7 protein-coding genes are annotated in these 18180 nt (G+C 72.0%); all 7 read left to right on the top strand.

The window, feature by feature from the left end:
- The first annotated feature begins 24 nt into the window (after window positions 1-24).
- The 7 genes from O7623_RS02115 (at window position 25) to O7623_RS02145 (ending at window position 18168) form a co-directional block, all read left to right on the top strand.
- Entirely contained in the window at window positions 25-8085 is an 8061-nt protein-coding gene (locus O7623_RS02115; protein WP_282226877.1) for a type I polyketide synthase, read from the top strand.
- 5 nt (window positions 8086-8090) lie between these two features.
- Window positions 8091-12881 carry a type I polyketide synthase gene (locus O7623_RS02120; protein WP_282226878.1) on the top strand — a complete coding sequence of 1597 codons (4791 nt, stop codon included), beginning with the start codon at window positions 8091-8093 and terminating at the stop codon, window positions 12879-12881.
- A 120-nt stretch (window positions 12882-13001) separates the two neighbouring features.
- Window positions 13002-13316 carry an acyl carrier protein gene (locus O7623_RS02125; protein ID WP_282226879.1) on the top strand — a complete coding sequence of 105 codons (315 nt, stop codon included), beginning with the start codon at window positions 13002-13004 and terminating at the stop codon, window positions 13314-13316.
- A 2-nt stretch (window positions 13317-13318) separates the two neighbouring features.
- A complete protein-coding gene (locus tag O7623_RS02130) occupies window positions 13319-14230 on the top strand; it encodes an alpha/beta fold hydrolase (protein ID WP_282229289.1) in 912 nt (303 codons plus the stop codon).
- A gap of 28 nt (window positions 14231-14258) precedes the next feature.
- Window positions 14259-15218, top strand: coding sequence for a sulfotransferase domain-containing protein (locus O7623_RS02135; RefSeq protein WP_282226880.1), 960 nt, complete (start codon window positions 14259-14261; stop codon window positions 15216-15218).
- Between the two features lie 48 nt (window positions 15219-15266).
- Window positions 15267-17144 (top strand): hypothetical protein, encoded by a 1878-nt coding sequence (locus tag O7623_RS02140; protein ID WP_282226881.1) that lies wholly within the window; start codon window positions 15267-15269, stop codon window positions 17142-17144.
- Between the two features lie 139 nt (window positions 17145-17283).
- Window positions 17284-18168, top strand: coding sequence for an alpha/beta fold hydrolase (locus O7623_RS02145; RefSeq protein WP_282226882.1), 885 nt, complete (start codon window positions 17284-17286; stop codon window positions 18166-18168).
- Window positions 18169-18180 lie beyond the last annotated feature (12 nt).

Raw genomic sequence — 18180 nt, forward strand, 5'->3', positions numbered from 1 at the left:
CACTGCCCACCGAGCGGGAGTCTGATGAGTACTGCACTCGAGCCGCGCGATCTGGTGATCGCCTACGACCCGTGCGGCCACATCGAGTCGAGCCCACGCATCGCTGGTGCGGTGCGCCGGGGCGGCGGAATCGGCGTGCTCGACCTGGCTGACGGGTCGGCACGCCCCATGCGGGCGTTGGACCAGCTCGTCGCCTGGTCCGCTGAGCCGGTCGCGGTCCGTGTACCGGCCAACTGCCTGGCCTCGCTCGACCAGGTCGAGCAGGTCACCGGCGGCCAGATCGACCTGGTGGTGGTCACCGGCGAACTGCCGTGGCGCCTCGACCAGCTGGTGGCCCGTTACCGGGTGCTCGCCGAAGTGACCAGTCTCACTGCCGCCCGTGCGGCGGTCGGGGCCGGCGTGCACGGCCTGATCGCCAGGGGCATGGAGTCCGGCGGCGAGGTCGGCGAGCTGAGCACCTTCATCCTGGTGCAACAGTTGGTGGCGGCCGACCTCGGCGTACCCGTCTGGGCCCTGGGCGGCATCGGTCCGCACACCGCCGCCGCCTGCGTGGCCGGCGGCGCGGCCGGCGTCGTGCTGGACACCCAGCTCGCGCTGATGCCCGAATCAGACCTGCCGACGGACGTGATGGCCACGATCCGCCGGATGGACGGATCCGAGGCCGTCCTGGTCGACGGCTTCCGGGGCGTCGCCCGGACCCCCCGGCGGCCCGGCACGACCGGTACGCCGCCCCGGGCCGACCTGCTGCCCGTCGGCCAGGACGGCTGGCTCGCCGCCGAGTTCCGTCGACGCTGGGCCGACAGCGCCGCCGCCGTACGGGGTCTGCGGGCCGCCATCGTCGAGGCCGTGACCGACGGCACCGCCGCCGACGTGCTGCGACCCGACGGCCCCCTGGCCCGGGCCCTGGGGTTGCGCGTGCCGGTCGCCCAAGGGCCGATGACCCGGGTCAGCGACGAGGCCGGCTTCGCCGCGGCGGTCGCCGCCGACGGAGCCTTGCCGTTCATCGCGCTGGCGCTGGCCACCGCCGAGCGTACCGAGGAGATGCTCACCGCGACCGCCGCCCGCCTCGGTGACCGACCGTGGGGTGTCGGCGTGCTCGGGTTCGCCCCCGACGACATCCGCACCGCGCAACTGGAGGTGATCAGGCGGGTCCGCCCCGGGTTCGCGATCATCGCTGGCGGGCGGCCGCCTCAGGCCAAGGAGCTGGAACGGGAAGGGATCCGTACCTTCCTGCACGTGCCGTCGCCCGGCCTGCTGCGGCAGTTCCTACGGTCCGGGGCACGGCGGTTCATCTTCGAAGGCGCCGAATGTGGCGGTCATGTCGGGCCACGGGCCAGCTTCCCGCTGTGGGAGGCGCAGCTGGCCGTCCTCGCCGAACATGTCGACGCCGTCCCGGCCGAGCAGGCCGCCGACCTGCAGGTGTTCTTCGCCGGTGGCATCCACGACGACCGCTCGGCGGCGATGGTCGCCGCCATGGCGGCACCACTGACCCGGCGCGGGGTGCAGGTCGGGGTGCTGATGGGCACCGCCTACCTGTTCACCAACGAGGCGGTCGACCACGGCGCGATCCGTCCGGCGTTCTCCCGGATGGCCCGCTCGGCGACCCGTACCGCGCTGCTGGAGACCGCTCCTGGCCACGTCACCCGCTGTCTGCACAGCGACTTCGTCGACGACTTCCATGCCCTGCGGGTCGAGCTGGAGTCGGCCGGTCTGGCCAACCGCCAGATCTGGGAGCACCTCGAACTGCTCAACGTCGGGCGGCTGCGGATCGCGAGCAAGGGCAAGAAACGCGACGGCGACGCCCTGGTCGACGTCGACGAGGCCACCCAGCTCAGCGAAGGGCTGTTCATGGCCGGGCAGGTCGCGGTGCTGCGCGACAGCGAGACGACCGTGGCCGAGCTGCACCGTACGGTCACCGACCAGGCAGCGGCCTTCCACCAGAGCCGTGCCGGGGCGCTGCGCGACGCCTGGGCCGCGCCGGCACAGGAACAGGACGCCGCGCCGCTGGACATCGCCGTCGTCGGGATGGCCTGCATGCTGCCGAACTCGCCGGATCTGGCGGCCTTCTGGCGGACGGTGCTCGACAGCGTCGACGCCGTCACCGAGGTACCGCCACACCGTTGGAACCCGGACATCTACTACGCCCCCGAGGTCGGTCCCGGCCAGACCGGTCGGATCAGCGTCTCCAAGTGGGGCGGTTTCCTCGCCGAGGTGCCCTTCGACGCCATCGCGTACGGGATCCCGCCCGCCGCGTTGGCCAGCATCGACCCGACCCAGCTGCTGGCCCTGGAGGTCTCACACCGCGCCCTGGTCGACGCCGGCTACACCCCCGGTCGCGACGGTGTCGACCACTCCCGGACCGGTGTGATCTTCGGTGCCGAGGCCGGCAGCGACATGGGGCACGCCCAGACGCTGCGGACGATGCTGCCGGCGTACCTGGCGGACGTCCCCGCGGAACTGGCCGACCAGCTGCCGACGGTGACCGAGGACTCGTTCCCCGGCATCCTGGCCAACGTCATCGCCGGGCGGGTCGCCAACCGGCTCGACCTCGGCGGACCCAACTACACGGTCGACGCGGCGTGCGCCTCGTCGCTGGCCGCCATGGACGCGGCCTGCAAGGAACTCGCCTCCGGCGGCAGCGATCTGATGATCTGCGGTGGCGCGGACCTGCACAACGGCATCAACGACTATCTGATGTTCACCTCGGCGCACGCCCTGTCGCCGACCGGCCGCTGCCGGTCCTTCGACAGCACCGGCGACGGCATCGCGCTCGGCGAGGGCGTTGCCGCCGTCGTGCTCAAGCGGCTGTCCGACGCCGAGCGGGACGGGGACCGGATCTACGCGGTGATCAAGGGCCTGGGCGGCTCCAGCGACGGCCGGGCACTCGGCCTGACCGCACCACGGGCGGACGGCCAGCGGCGGGCGTTGGACCGCGCGTACCGGCAGGCCGGGGTGTCCCCGGCGCAGGTCGGCCTGATCGAGGCGCACGGCACCGGGACCGTCGTCGGTGACCGCACCGAGCTGGAGACGTTGACCACCGTGTTCAACGAGGCCGGCGCGGCACCGGGCAGCTGCACCCTCGGCTCGGTCAAGTCGCAGATCGGCCACACCAAGTGCGTCGCCGGACTCGCCGGTCTGATCAAGGCATCGCTGGCGCTGTACACCGGGGTACGCCCACCGACCCTGCACCTGACCCGGCCGAATCCGGCCTGGCACCCCGACCACAGCCCGTTCGCCTTCTACACCCAGGCCCGGCCGTGGGCGACGCCGGCGGCCGAGCGGATCGCCGGGGTGAGCGCGTTCGGCTTCGGCGGCACCAACTTCCACGCGGTGCTCGCCGCGTACCCCAACGCCCCGGAGCCCCGGCACGCCCGGGACGACTGGCCGGCCGAGCTGTTCTGCTTCCGCGCCGGCGACCGGGCCGGTGCCCAGCCGGGCATCCGGCAGCTGCTGGCCACCATCGACACCCGCGACGCCATGGGCCGGCGCTGGCGGCTGCGTGACCTCGCCGCTGCCCAGTCCCGCGAGTGCGAGACCCGCTCCGGCCCCGTGCAGGTCGCCGTCGTTGCCAGCGACCTCGACGAACTCGCCGGCCTGCTGCGGCGGGCGCTCGACGGCGACCACGACCCGGCTAGCGGCCTGCACCAGCCGGCCGCCACCCACACCGGCGGCAAGGTCGCGTTCCTGTTCCCGGGCCAGGGCAGCCAACGGCCCGGTGCTCTGGCCGACCTGTTCGTGGCCTTCCCCGAGCTGCGCCGGTTCCTCGACCTCGGCCGTGATCTGGCCGGTCCGCTGTTCCCACCGGCCGCCTTCGACCCCGACGGTGACCGTGGCCAGCAGGAGCGGGTCCGCGACACCCGGGTCGCACAACCGGTGCTGGGAATCGGCGGGCTGGCCATGCACCACCTGCTCGGCCGGGTCAACGTGCGTCCCGACCTGGCCGGCGGACACAGCTACGGCGAACTGGTCGCCCTCTGCGTCGCCGGCGCGTTCGACGACCGTACCCTGCTGGCGCTGAGCCGGCAGCGGGCCGAGGCGATCCTCGCGGCGGCCGGTACCGATCCCGGCACCATGGCGGCGGTCGCCGCCACCGCTGACCGGATCAGCGAGGTCCTGTCAGCGGCGGGACTGTCCGACGAGGTCGTCCTGGCCAACCACAACGGGCCACAGCAGGTGGTGATCTCCGGACCCACCTCGGCGGTGCGTCAGGCGGTGACCGCGCTCAAGGCGGGCGGTGTCTCAGCGCGGCCGATCCCGGTGGCCTGCGCGTTCCACAGCCCGGTAGTGGCCGGCGGCGTGCCGGCCTTCCGGTCCGTCCTGGCCGGGCACCGGGTGGCCGCGCCGGCTTTCCCGGTCTGGTCGAACCGCACGGCCGACAGCTATCCGACCAACCCCGAGGCGGTACGCGACGAGCTGGCCGGCCAGATCGCCGCGCCGGTGCGGTTCGTCGACGAGATCGAGTCGATGTACGCCGCCGGCGCCCGGATCTTCGTCGAGGCCGGCCCGGGCAAGGTTCTCAGTCGGCTGGTCGACGCCGTACTGGGCGACCGGCCGCATCTGGCCGTGGCCGTCGAGGGACGGCGCACCGGCGGGCTGCGCGGTTTCCTGTCCACCCTCGCCGAGCTGGCGTGCGCCGGTGTCCCGGTGCAGACCGACTGGCTGTTCCGTGGCCGCCGGATCGCCGAGGTCACCGCGTCAGCCTCGTCGAGCCGGCCGATCTGGACGGTCGACGGGCAGCTGGTACGCGACCAGCACGGCCGGCCGCTGCCTGGCGGCATGACGCCTCCCCGACAAATCAAGGAGCTGTCGATGACTGCATCCACCGAGGCCGGAAACGGCCATGCTCACGGCAACGTGTCCGGTGACGGTAACGGCAACGGTGTCACGCACGTGGCCGGCAACGGTAACGGCAACGGTGTCACGCACGTGGCCGGCAACGGTAACGGCAACGGCGTCGCGCACGTGGCCGACAACGGCAACGGGATCAGCCATCCTCTGGGCGCCGGTGACGGTGTCCGGCACGTCGCCGGCGCCATGGCCGGCTACCGGGACGGGCGCGACGAACTGATCAGCGAGTTCCTGCGGACGAGTCGGGACCTGATCGCCTCCCAGCGGGACGTGCTGCTGGCGTACTTCGGGGAGCGGCCGGCAGCCGGCAACGGGTGGGTCGAACCCGCGGCGTACCAGTCGATGGTTGCCCAGCCGGCGATCGCCGCGCCGAGCCGCTATCCCGAGGTGGTGGTGCCGCCCAGCGCGCCCCCGGTGACGGACGTGCCGGACGTGCCGGCCATCCCGGCGTCGCCTGCCGTCTCGTCGGCTCCGCCGGCACCCGCGGTCCGCTCGGCTCCACCGGCACCCGCCGTCCAGCCCGCTGCGGTGCCGCGTGCGGAGGTGGCCGCGGTCACGACGGTCCACGGCAGCGCCGTACCGGCCGTGGCCGCCAAGCCGGTAGCGGCCCCTACGGGCCTGGTATCGACGGCAGCGACGGTGACCGCGACGGTCGCGGTACGGCCGTCGGTGCCGTCGGTGGAGGTGGCGCAGTTCCAGGAGGCGATCCTGGCGGTGTTGAGTGAGCGGACCGGGTATCCGGTGGATCTGATCGAGTTGGATCTGGATCTTGAGGCGGATCTGAGTATCGATTCGATCAAGCGGGCTGAGGTCGCGGGTGAGGTGGCGACCCGGTTGCGGTTGTCGGTGGATGGTGACGAGTCGGAGTTGGAGGATCTGGTGCGGGCCCGGACGGTCCGGACCATGGTGGCTTGGCTGGCCGAGAAGATGGCGGCTGCACCCACCGCCGTCGCATCGCCGGCGCCGGTGACCGCACCTGATCCGGCACCTGTCGTCACGGCACCTGTCGTCACGGCACCTGCGGTCTCCGTGCCGACGCCGACGCCGGCTGCGGCACCGGTTCCGGCGTCGGTGCCGTCGGTGGAGGTGGCGCAGTTCCAGGAGGCGATCCTGGCGGTGTTGAGTGAGCGGACCGGGTATCCGGTGGATCTGATCGAGTTGGATCTGGATCTTGAGGCGGATCTGAGTATCGATTCGATCAAGCGGGCTGAGGTCGCGGGTGAGGTGGCGACCCGGTTGCGGTTGTCGGTGGATGGTGACGAGTCGGAGTTGGAGGATCTGGTGCGGGCCCGGACGGTCCGGACCATGGTGGCTTGGCTGGCCGAGAAGATGGCGGCTGCACCCACCGCCGTCGCATCGCCGGCGCCGGTGACCGCACCTGATCCGGCACCTGTCGTCACGGCACCTGCGGTCTCCGCGCCGACGCCGACGCCGGCTGCGGCACCGGTTCCGGCGTCGGTGCCGTCGGTGGAGGTGGCGCAGTTCCAGGAGGCGATCCTGGCGGTGTTGAGTGAGCGGACCGGGTATCCGGTGGATCTGATCGAGTTGGATCTGGATCTTGAGGCGGATCTGAGTATCGATTCGATCAAGCGGGCTGAGGTCGCGGGTGAGGTGGCGACCCGGTTGCGGTTGTCGGTGGATGGTGACGAGTCGGAGTTGGAGGATCTGGTGCGGGCCCGGACGGTCCGGACCATGGTGGCTTGGCTGGCCGAGAAGATGGCGGCCGACCAGGCACCCGAGGCGGCTCCCGCAGCGTCGGCTGCCGTGCCTGCCGGCCCCGACCGCGGTACCGCGCCCCGTCGACTCGTCGCTCGGCCGGTGCCGGCCACCGGCGCGGTCGTCGCGCCCGAGGCCCTCGCCGGCGCCCGGTTCCTGATCACCGGAGGGTCACCGGCGCTGGCACCGCTGGCCGAGCAGCTCGCCCAGCGTGGCGCGGCAGGTGCCACCGGATCGATCCACGCCGGCGGAGCGGACCAGGTGGCCGGCTACGACGGCGTGATCATCCTGGACGGGCTGAGCGACAGCGGCGGACCGCTGCTGCCCGGCATCTTCCCGTTCATCAAGCAGGCCCTCGCCGCAGGTGTGCGGTGGCTGGTCGCCGCCGGCACCGCAGGTCCGCGTACCGACGGGTTCGCCGGTCTTTTCCGCACCATCAGCCGTGAGTACCCGCAGGTCTCGGCGACCTACCTGGAAGTACCGGCGGGCGCCGACCACAGCCGTCTCGCCACCGGTCTGGTCACCGAACTGCTCAGCGGTGGGCAGACCCCGATCGTCACCTGGTCGACGACCGGGCGGCAGACCGTCGACCTGACCTCGGTCGATCTCGGCCCGCTCGCCGCAGGCGGTGCCGGGCCCGCCGGTGACGGTGCCGCCGAGGCCCAGGCGATCGGTCTGGACCAGGACTCGGTGGTGGTGCTGGTCGGCGGTGCCCGAGGCATCACCCCCTGGTTCGCCCGCACTCTGGCCGCCGCAAGCCGGTGCCGCATCGAACTGGTCGGCCGGACCCCGCTGCCGGAGGAGACGGAACCCCCGGCGTTGGCCGCCGCTGCGGACAAGCCGGCGCTGCGGGCCGCGCTGGTGGCCCAGGGGATGCGGGCACCGGCGGAGATCGATCGCGCGGCGACCGCGATCCTCGCCGCCCGGGAGGTCCGCGCGACCCTGGACGAGCTTCGGGAACTCGGCAGTCAGGTGCGCTACCACAGCCTCGACGTCACCGACGCCGACGCCACCCGGCAACTGCTCAAGGAGATCCAGGGCGAGCGGGGACGCATCGACGGTCTGGTCTACGCGGCCGGCCGGATCGAGGACAAGCTGATCGCCGAGAAGGACCCCGCGTCGTTCGACCGGGTGTTCCAGACGAAGGTGCAGGGCGCGGTGACGGTGCTCGACGCACTGCGCGACGGTGCCGACCCGCGTTTCGTGGTGCTGTTCGGCAGCATCGCGGCTGCGTACGGCAACCGGGGTCAGAGCGACTACGCCGCCGCCAACGACGCGCTCGACCGGATCGGCGGCCGCTGGGCAGCCGACACCGGCGTGCGCTGCCTGACCGTGCACTGGGGCCCATGGGCGCCGGGCTCCGTACACGGCGGGATGGTCAGCGCGGAACTGAGCCGGGAGTACGCCCGCCGGGGCATCGACCTGATCGATCCCGAGGAAGGCGCGCTGAGTCTGCTGCGTGAACTCGCCTGGGGCGACCCGGCGGTCACCTCCGTGGTCTACACCGCCTCGGGATGGTGAACCGGATGTCGGACCTGACTGACCCCCACCAGACCATCGCGATCGTCGGCATGGCGGCGCTGATGCCCGGTGCCCCCGACCTCGACGCCTACTGGCGTAACCTGGTCGACGGCGTCGACGCCATCACCGACGTGCCGCCGCACCGGTGGGACGACGAGTTCTACGATCCGGAGCAGGCCCACCGACCGGACCGGTTGTACTGCCGGCGGGGTGGCTTCGTCGACGACTTCGCCACCTTCGAGCCACTGCGGTTCGGCATCATGCCGACCTCGATCGGCGACATCGAACCGGACCAGCTGATCACCCTGCAGGTGGCGGCCGCCGCGATCGACGACGCCGGCGGCCAGGACCGCCTGCCGGATCGGGACCGGATCGGCGTACTGCTCGGCCGGGGCGGGATCCTGAGCCCGGCACAGGCGCGGTACGCCCAGCGGGTCCGGATGTCCAGCCAGGTCATCGGCATCCTCAAGGAGCTGATCCCCGACCTGCCGCCGGAGAGTCTCGACCGGGTCCGGCGCAAGTTCGACGAACGGCTCGGCCCGCAGCAACCTGAGGGCACGATCGGGCTGGTGCCCAACCTCGCCGCCTCCCGGGTGGCGAACCGGCTGAACCTCCGTGGTCCCTCGTACACCATCGACGCCGCCTGCGCCTCGTCGCTGATCGCGGTCGACCAGGGCATGACCGAACTGCGGGCCGGCCGGTTGGACGCGGTGCTCGCCGGCGGTGTGCACCACGTGCACGACATCAGCTTCTGGTCGGTGTTCAGCCAGCTCCGGGCGCTGTCCCGGCAGGGTGAGATCCGTCCGTTCGACTCGTCGGCCGACGGCCTGCTGATCGGTGAGGGCACCGGGATCGTGGTGCTGAAACGGCTGGCCGACGCGCTGGACGCCGGTGACCGGGTGTACGCGGTGATCCGTGGCAGCGGCGTCTCCAGCGACGGTCGGTCGGCGAGCATGTTCAACCCGGCGAGCAGCGGACAGTCGCTGGCCATCCGGCGGGCCTGGCAGGCCGCCGGGCTGGATCCGACCGCGCCGGACGCGCTCGGCCTGCTCGAGGCGCACGGCACCGGCACGCCGACCGGGGACGCCGCCGAACTGGTCACCGTCGCCGAGGTGTTCGGTGGGTACCAGGGTGGGCCACGGCCGGTGATCGGCTCGGTCAAGTCGATGATCGGGCACACCATGCCGGCGGCCGGGATCGCCGGTCTGATCAAGGCGACCCTCGCCGTGCACCGGGGTGTCCTGCCACCCACCCTGCACTGTGGGCAGCCACGGGAGGAGATGGCCGCGACCCGGTTCGCGCCGATCGCCGCCGCCCAGCCGTGGGAGAGCGACGGACCGCGTCGGGCCGGGGTCAACGCGTTCGGCTTCGGTGGGATCAACGCCCACCTCATCGTCGAACAGCCGCCGTCCGCCCCGTCGGCCTGGGCGGCCGTGCCGAACGGTACGGCCGGCCAACCGGCCCGCCCGGCCGCCGTCGAGGTCGCCGAGCCGGACCAGGTGGTGTGGTTGGCCGCCGCCGATCCGGCCGGCCTCGCCGCGCTGCTGGACCGCGACGATTCGGTGGTACGGCGTGACGGTGCCGCGTTCGCCGAGGGTCCGCAGGCCCACGCCGCGCCGCCGTGCCGGATCGGGGTGGTGGACCCGACCGACAAGCGGCTGGCCACCGCCCGCCGCGCGGTGAGTCGGGGGGAGCCCTGGCGGGGCGCCCGGGACATCTGGTTCACCACGGCTCCGCTGCTGACCGCCGGCGGGAAACTGGCGTTCGTGTTTCCCGGCCTGGAGGCCGAGTTCACTCCACGTACCAAGGATCTGGCCGCGCACTTCGGTCTGGCGGACCGGGAGTGGTCCGCCGCTGACCTGGGCCGGCACGGTGCCGGTCTGATCGAGGTGGGCAAGTTCCTCGACGAGGTGCTCGGCCGGATCGGGATCCGCCCGGACGCGGTCGCCGGGCACAGCATCGGTGAGTGGTCTGCGGCGGCGGTGACCGGGCAGGTCAGTACCACCGACATGGACGGCTTCCTCAAGTTGTTCGATGCCGATTCGGTCGCGGTGTCCGGCTACGTCTTCGCCGCTGTCGGCGCCGGTGCCGACCAGGTGACGCCGGTGCTCGGCGACTATCCGGGAGTGGTCCTGTCGCACGACAACGCGCCCGCGCAGTCGGTGGTCAACGGCCCCGAGGAGCAGGTCGACCAGCTGGTGAACGAACTACGTCGGCGCAACGTGCTGTGTCAGAAGTTGCCGTTCCGGTCGGCCTTCCACACCCCGGCGTTCGCCGACGGGTTGCGGTCGATCGGGGCCGCCCTGCAGTCCTGGCGGGTGCATCCGACGACGGTCCCGGTCTGGTCGGCGACCCTGGCGGCGCCGTTCCCCACCGACGAGCAGCAGGTCAACCAGATCTTCGTCCGGCACATGATGGAGCCGGTCTGGTTCCGGCAGCTGACCGCCGCGATGTACGACGCCGGTTTCCGGGTCTTCCTGCAGGTCGGCGCGGGACAGCTGGCATCGTTGGTCAGCGACAACCTGCGGGGTCGGGAACATCTCGCCATGCCGGTCAACGTGGGTCACCGTACCGGTCTCGACCAGCTGCGCCGGGTCGCCACCGCGCTGTGGGTGGAGGGTGCGGCACCAGACCTGCGGGTGCTGCGGCCACCCGCCGCAGCCGCCGCCCCGGCGACGCCGGCACCGGCTGCTCCGGCGCGTCGTGGGCCGAAGATCCAGCTGGACCTGGGCGGTCCGTTGGTGCGCCTCGGACCGGGTGCAGACACCCTGCTCGGCCTGGCCGACCGGCCGACGCACCAGTCGTCCGGCCCGCCGGTCGGCCAGGCGCGGCCGCCGGCCAGCGCCGCGCAGGAACCACCCGTACCGCCGGTCGGGCCCCGCCCCTCGGCCGAAACCGAGCCGTCGGTCGCCGCGCAGCCGTCGGTCGCCACGCAGCCGTCGGCTGTCGCCGAGCCGTCGGCCGGTTCGCTCACCGCGTTGCACCGGCTCGCCGGCCGGTCCAAGGCCGCCGCGGAGCTCGCCGCGCTGCTGCGGGACACCGCGGACGGCGCAGTGACCGTGCTGGACGCCGCCACCCGACCCGCCGATCCGGCACGGGTGCCCCCAGCGCCGGTGTCGCCGACCGTGCCGGCCAGGTCGGCCGCCGTACCGGCGACCGACGCCCGGTCGGCCGCCGTACCGGCCGTAGCCGGGCCGACCACGCCGGTGCCGGCACCGAAGGTCGTCCCGCCGCCCCGCACCGAGATCGCCCGGACCACCCTGCGGGTCTCCGTGCAGACCATGCCGTACCTGCTCGACCACTGTTTCTTCGTGCAGCCGGCCGACTGGCCGAACCCCGAGGACCGGTGGCCGGTGGTGCCGGCGACGACCGTCGTCGCGCACATGATGGACGCGGTCGCGCAGGCCGTTCCCGGTCTGCGGGTGGTCGGCGTGCGGGACGCCCGGTTCAACCGGTGGACCATCGCCGCACCGGCGCAGGACGTCGAGATCGTGGTCCGGGCAGCCGGCCCGGACTCGTACGCGGTGAACTTCGGCAGCTTCGCCCGGGCGACGGTCGACGTGGCCGCGGACTATCCGGCCCCGGTCAGCGCACCGTGGACGCACGACCCGGCCACCGAGACCGCTCCCCGGATCAGCGCCGAGGAGATGTACGCGGAGCGGTTGATGTTCCACGGTCCCCAGTTCCACGGGGTGACCACGGTGCACGCCCTTGGCGAGATGCACGTACGCGGTGTCGTCACCGCGCCCGTCCCGCCGGGCGCACTGCTGGACAACGCCCTGCAGCTGATCGGAAACTGGCTCATCACCACGCAGCCGATGCGGACCGTGGCGCTACCGGTCGGTCTCGGCCACGTCCGGTTCTTCGGCCCGCCACCCGAGCCCGGCACGGCGTTCGAGTGCGTCGCCCGAGTCCGATCGATCGACGACGCTCAACTGGTCGCGGACACCCAGCTGTCCGTCGGCGGCCGGGTCTGGGCGCAGATCGACGGCGCGGTCGACCGTCGATTCGACAGCCATCCGCAGGCGCGGCCGGCCGAACGGTTCCCGGAACGTTTCCCGATGTCGGTGCGACAGCCGGAAGGGTGGACCGCCGTCTTCGACTGCTGGACCGATCTGGTCACCCAGTCGATGGCCGCGCGGGGCATCCTCGGCACCGCCGCGTCCGTCGACTACGAGCGACAGCCGGGGAAGGCCCGCAAGCAGTGGCTGCTCGGTCGGATCGCGGCGAAGGACGCGGTGCGGTTCCGGCAGTGGGACGCCGGGCACACCGACGTCTACCCGATCGAGTTGACCATCGCCAACGATCCGAACGGCCGGCCGCGCGTGGACCTGCGCCCCGGTCGGGGGCTGCAGGATTGCGACCTGTCCCTGGCGCACTGCGCCGAGGCCGCCGTGGCGATCGCGGGTCCGGCCCGGTCGGCGCCGGACGGCCCCGGGGTCGGTATCGACATCGTCGAGGTCACCGACCGACCGGCCAGCACCGTCGACTATGCCCTGTCCAGTACGGAGAGCGCGTTGCTCGACCAGGTCTGTGCCGGCGGGGACCGGCAGTTCTGGTTCGCCTGCTTCTGGGCGGCCAAGGAAGCCGCCGGCAAGGCGGAGGGAACGGGACTGGACGCGGCGCCCCGCCGGCTGCGGGTGGTCGCCGTCGACGCCGGCACCCTGCTGGTGCAGGTCCCCTCCGGCAGGTCCTACCGGGTCACCTGCCGGAGTCTGGAGAACCCACCCGATCTGCCGCAGCGACGCTACGTCGTCGGTTGGACCTGGGGCCCGGAACCTGCCCGGCATGCCTGAGCTCGGCCCTGACGGAGGTGCCGACGAGCCGATCGGCGTGCCGACAAGCTGACTGCCGTCCCGACAAGCTGACCGACGTCCCGACAAGCCGACTGACGTCCCGACAAGGAGACCCGCATCATGCCCGCCGACCACGACACCATCCTGACGGAGATCTCGCAGATGCTGCGCGCGGTGCTGCCCGGGATCGATCCGGACGAAGAGATCACGATGGACACCAGCTTCCGTGACGACCTGGAGATGGAGAGCATCGACGTCATTTCGCTGGCCGGGCGGCTGCAGGCCCGGTACGGCGACTCCGTCAACTTCGCTCAGTTCGTCGCGGGGCTCGACGTGGACTCGCTGCGCGCGCTGCGGGTCGGTGAGCTGGTCGGGCACATCTCCGCCGCGCTGGACGGACCGCCAGCCACGGTGGCGCAGGTGGCCGGCCAGTGACGATGATCCAGGTCAACGGCCTGGTGACGCACGTCCAGGAACTGCCGGCGGTGGCGGCCGGTCCGCCCGCCGGGGCAGCTGCCACCGACCTGGACGGCGGTCCGCCCGCCGATCCGGGTGGCGGTCCGCCCGCCGATCCGGCGGGCGGTCCAGTTGCCGAAGCTGTTGCCGGCCGGCCGGTCGCGGTCCTGATCCACGGTATCGGGCCGGACAGCCTGGCCAGCTGGTATCTCAGCCTGGCGCACCCACTGGCCGATGCCGGGTTCCGGGTGATCATGTACGACCTGCGGGGCCACGGACGGACCGAGCGACCGCCGACCGGCTACCGGATGGACGACCTGGTCGACGACCTGGTCGGGCTGCTGGACCGGCTCGGCGTCGACGTACCGGTGCATCTGCTCGGCAACTCGCTGGGCGGTTCCATCGCCTTCGGATACGCGGCCCGGTACCCGGACCGGGTCGCCTCGATGGTCGCGGTGGAGTCGGCGCCTGCCACCGCACAGTGGCTCGCCCGGGTGGGCCGGCAGCTGGTCCGGGCCGTGCATCCGGAGGGAGACGGCGGTCCGTTGGCGACGGCCACCCGTGGCGGTGAGCGGGGTGCCCGCTACGCCGCGGCGGTCCGCCAGCTCGTCGCCGCCACCACCGCCGGTCGGGACCTACCGGCCAGCACCCCCGCCGATCCGGCGGCGGTACGGGCGATCACCTGCCCGGTGCTCGGCATCTTCGGTAGCGACTCGTCCGCTGCCGATCTGGCGCCGGCACTGGTCGAACTACTGCCGCAGACCGAGCTGGCGATCGTTCCCGGGCACCGGCACGCGGTGCTGATCACCGCCCGCGACCAGGTCCGCGAACTGGTGCTGCCCTGGCTCGCCCGGCAACTTGCCGACACCGGGCAGCCCGCCCTGCGCCGTTGACGTCGTCGTTCTCACCCAGGAGGTTCCGATGCAGTTCGAGGCGCCCGGCCGGGCGATCATCATCAGCAGCGGGCGGTGTGGCTCCACGCTGCTGTCCGACCTGATCGTCGAGGAGCCGTCGACCCTGTCCGTCCAGGAGTTCTTCATGGCCACCCCGTCGTGGGCGAAGGCCACTGAGCCGATCACCGGGGCGGCGTACTGGCAGGTGCTGAGCAGCCCGAAGCCGGAGCTTGCCACCCTGTTCGCCATCGGCCTGCCGCCGAAGGAGGTCCGCTACCCGGCGGACGGCAGGTGGGCCGGCAACCTGACCGAGCTGCCGCAGCTGCTGGCGATCACCCTGCCGAAGCTCACCGACGATCCGGACGGCCTGTTCGACCAGCTCGCCGGGGAGGTACCGGACTTCCCCGAGCAGCCCTTCGTCGACCACCACCGGATGTTCCTGGACCTGCTCGCCCGGTTGACCGGCCGGCGCCGCTGGGTGGAGCGCTCCGGCGGGTCCAGCCAGATCGCCCCGTACCTGCTGCGGTCGTTCCCGGACACCAGGATCGTCTATCTGACCCGCAACTGGGCGGACACGGCGCGGTCGATGAGCCGGCACTCGTCGTTCCAGCTCATCCAGCTGCGGCTGGAGTTCGTCTCCCGGTGCGGCGTGGACCCCTTCCAGATGGGTCCGGACCAGCGGGTGCCGGCGGATCTCGAGCATCTGCTACCCGACCGGATCACCGCCGACCTGCTCCGTGAGCGGGGCGAGGACAGCACCCGTTACCTCGGGCTCTGCGCGTTCATGGCGGCACAGGCGGAGCAGGCACTCGCCGACAACCCGCCGGCGCACCTGCTCACCATGACCTACGAGGACCTGGTCGCCGACCCGGAGCCGCAGTTGGCCCGGCTCGGTGAGTTCCTGGAGTTCGACGACCCGTCCGGCTGGGCCCGCCAGGTCGCCGGCCGGGTGGGCAAGGGCGCGGTACGGCAGACCGCAGCCGTGTGAACAGCAGACATCCGCACCAGCCAACCACAGTAGAGGGAGAAGTGTTTGATGCGTAGGTTGCGCCCATCCGCGAGCCGGTCGGTTGCCGCCGCCGTGCTCGCTGGGCTGCTTCTGGCCGCCGGTCCGGCCGCCGCCGCACCGGTGGCCGGTACCGACTCGGCAGCCACCACTGACGGCAGGCACGGTGGACACCACGGCGGGACCCGCTACCAGAGCACCCTGCTGGCCAAGGCATCGGCCGACGAGTGTTTCGTCGACATCGGCGTCGACTATCCGCCGGGACCGCCCTGCGAGGTAGGGCAGCCCAAGGTCAACCAGGCCTACGTCTGGGGACTGACCCGCTACAAGGACCGGTTGTGGTTCGGCACCGGCGCCAACCCCAACTGCCTGACCAGCGGGAACAACCTGCGCAACACCCAGCCGACCCGCAACGCCGACTGGGTCTGCGAGTACGGCCAGAGCCAGATCGCCCGGGCCAATCCGGACCTGCCGCCAACTGTCGGTGACCACCGCGCTCCCCGCGTGTACACCTACGACCTGAAGCGGCACAGCATGGTCGAACGTACTGGCGACCTGCGCGGGGCCTCACCCGACGACGAGGCCCGGCTGCTGCGGACCGTCGGCTTCCGGGCCGCCGGCAACCACCGCGGGGTGGTGCTGCTCGGCGGCCCGGCGCTCGGTGCCACGATCAACCTGTTCGCGTTCGACGCGGACACCGGTGCCTACCTCGGCTCGCGGAACTTCACCGAGTACGGCAACATCCGGCACTTCGTCATCGCCGACGGCGAGATGTACGCCGGGGTCGGGGTGGGCCCCAACGGTGGTCAGCGCGGGCTGGTGCTGCGGTGGACCGGGAGCAAGTCCGACCCGTTCAGCTTCCTGCCGGTGGCGGACCTGCCGGCGCAGGCGGTCGACCTGACCGTGCACCAGGGCCGGATCTTCGTCACCACCTGGCCGGGCGCGGAGGACACCCAGTCGTTCGGCCCGGGGCCGGTGTCACCGACCGCCGGCACCGCCGACGAACCTACCGACGAGGAACCGGTCCCGGCGAACATCGCCGGGGTCTGGATGAGTCCGAAGCTGTCCGCGAACGGACCCGGCCTGGACAGCCGGGACGTGGACGGGTGGACCCGGGTGTGGCACGTGATGGAGTACGAACCGGACCCGGTCGTCGCCCGCACCTACGGGTTGGGCGGGATCGCCTCCTACGGTGGCTACCTCTACTGGGGGACCATGCACGTGCCCTTCAAGTCGACGACGGTGCACCTGGCGGTGTATCCGCCGACCGACGAGCAGGGGGTACGGGACTCGGTACGCAACACCCAGCGCGCGATCGGCATCTTCCGGGGGAGTTTCGGTCATGGCCACGGCCACGCCCACGGGCAGCACGGTGGCGGACACGACCGGGTCGACCTGCTCTACGGTGCCAGTGAGCTGCCGGCCTACGACCCGGCGGCCGGCGACGGTACCGGCGTCTGGGCCAGCACGTCGACCGGTTACACCCCGCTCTACGGGGCGTCCGGGTTCGACAACCCGATGCTCAACTACACCTGGAAGATGGTCGTCGCCGGTGGCCGGCTCTATGTCGGCACGATGGACTGGAGCTACCTGGCGAAGGAGTTGCAGCAGGAGGAGCCGCCACCGCCGACCGCCGCCGCCCGCACCGGTGACGACGACGATGAGGAGGAACTGGCCTTCGGCGCAGACCTCTGGGTCTTCGAGTCGCCGCACCACTCCGCCAAGAAGGTGGACAACGCGGGTCTCGGTAACTACCTCAATTACGGCGTACGTAGCATGGTGGTGGACGGGTCCACGGTATACCTCGGTATGGCCAACCCGATGAATCTGCGGACAGATCCGACAGATGACGTCCCTGAGGGCGGCTGGGAGTTGATCAAGTTGACTCCGAAACACCACCACCACTAACAGAAGCAGGTGAGCGATGTCGCGGTTCCGACGCCGGTCGACGGTTCTGGTCGTCACGGGAGTCCTCTGGACACTCGTCGCAGGCTGCACGTCGGCGTCGGACCCGGCGCCACCGACATCGGGTGCCACCCCGCCGTCCGTGGACGGCGGGGTGGCCGCTCCGGTCGACACCCCACCGGTCGGCTCGTCGGCGGGGTCGATAACCGTCGGCGGGTACGAGCGGACCTACCGGGTGTACCGTCCGGCCAGCGTCGCCGAGACGACGTCGGTCCCGGTCGTCGTCATGCTGCACGGCCTGCTCGGCAGCGGGCGGCAGGCCGAATCCTGGTACGGCTGGAACGCCGTCGCCGACCAGCACGGGTTCGTCGTGGTCTACCCGGACTCCCGTAACCGGGCCTGGGCGGTGACCGAGGAGTGCTGCGGTGCCTCGGCCCGCGACGGCGTCGACGACGTCGGGTTCGTCCTCGCCCTGGTGGAGTCGCTGGGGCAGCGACTCGCCTTCGATCCCGACCGTCACTACCTCGCCGGCATGTCCAACGGCGGCATGCTGGCCTATCGGATCGCCTGCGACAGCTCGACCTTCGCCGCGGTGACCGGGGTGGCCACGACCATGCTCGGTGACTGCCCGGCCCCGGAGCCGATCTCCGTTCTGCACATCCACGGCACCGGCGACGAGACGATTCCCTACACCGGGGGGCCGGGCCGCCGTGACGGCGCCGGCAACGGCCGGGTGCCGGACAAGGTCGACGGCCCCGCTATACCGGATCTCGTGGGCCGGTGGCGGCAGGTCGACGAGTGCGGTGCCGCGCGGACGACCGCACAAAACGGAGTCACCACCTCGGTGGCCGACTGCGCCGGGGGCCGCGGCGTCACCCTGATCACCATCGACGGCGCCGGACACCAGTGGCCGGGCTCCGAGATGTCCGCCGCGGGCCGGCTGCTCGGCCTGGACCCGCCCGCTACCGAACTGGACGCCACCGCGACCAGCTGGCAGTTCTTCGCCTCGCATCCCAGACCCGCCTGAGCAGGAGAGCAG

Source organism: Solwaraspora sp. WMMD791 (genome assembly GCF_029581195.1).
GTDB lineage: Bacteria > Actinomycetota > Actinomycetes > Mycobacteriales > Micromonosporaceae > Micromonospora_E.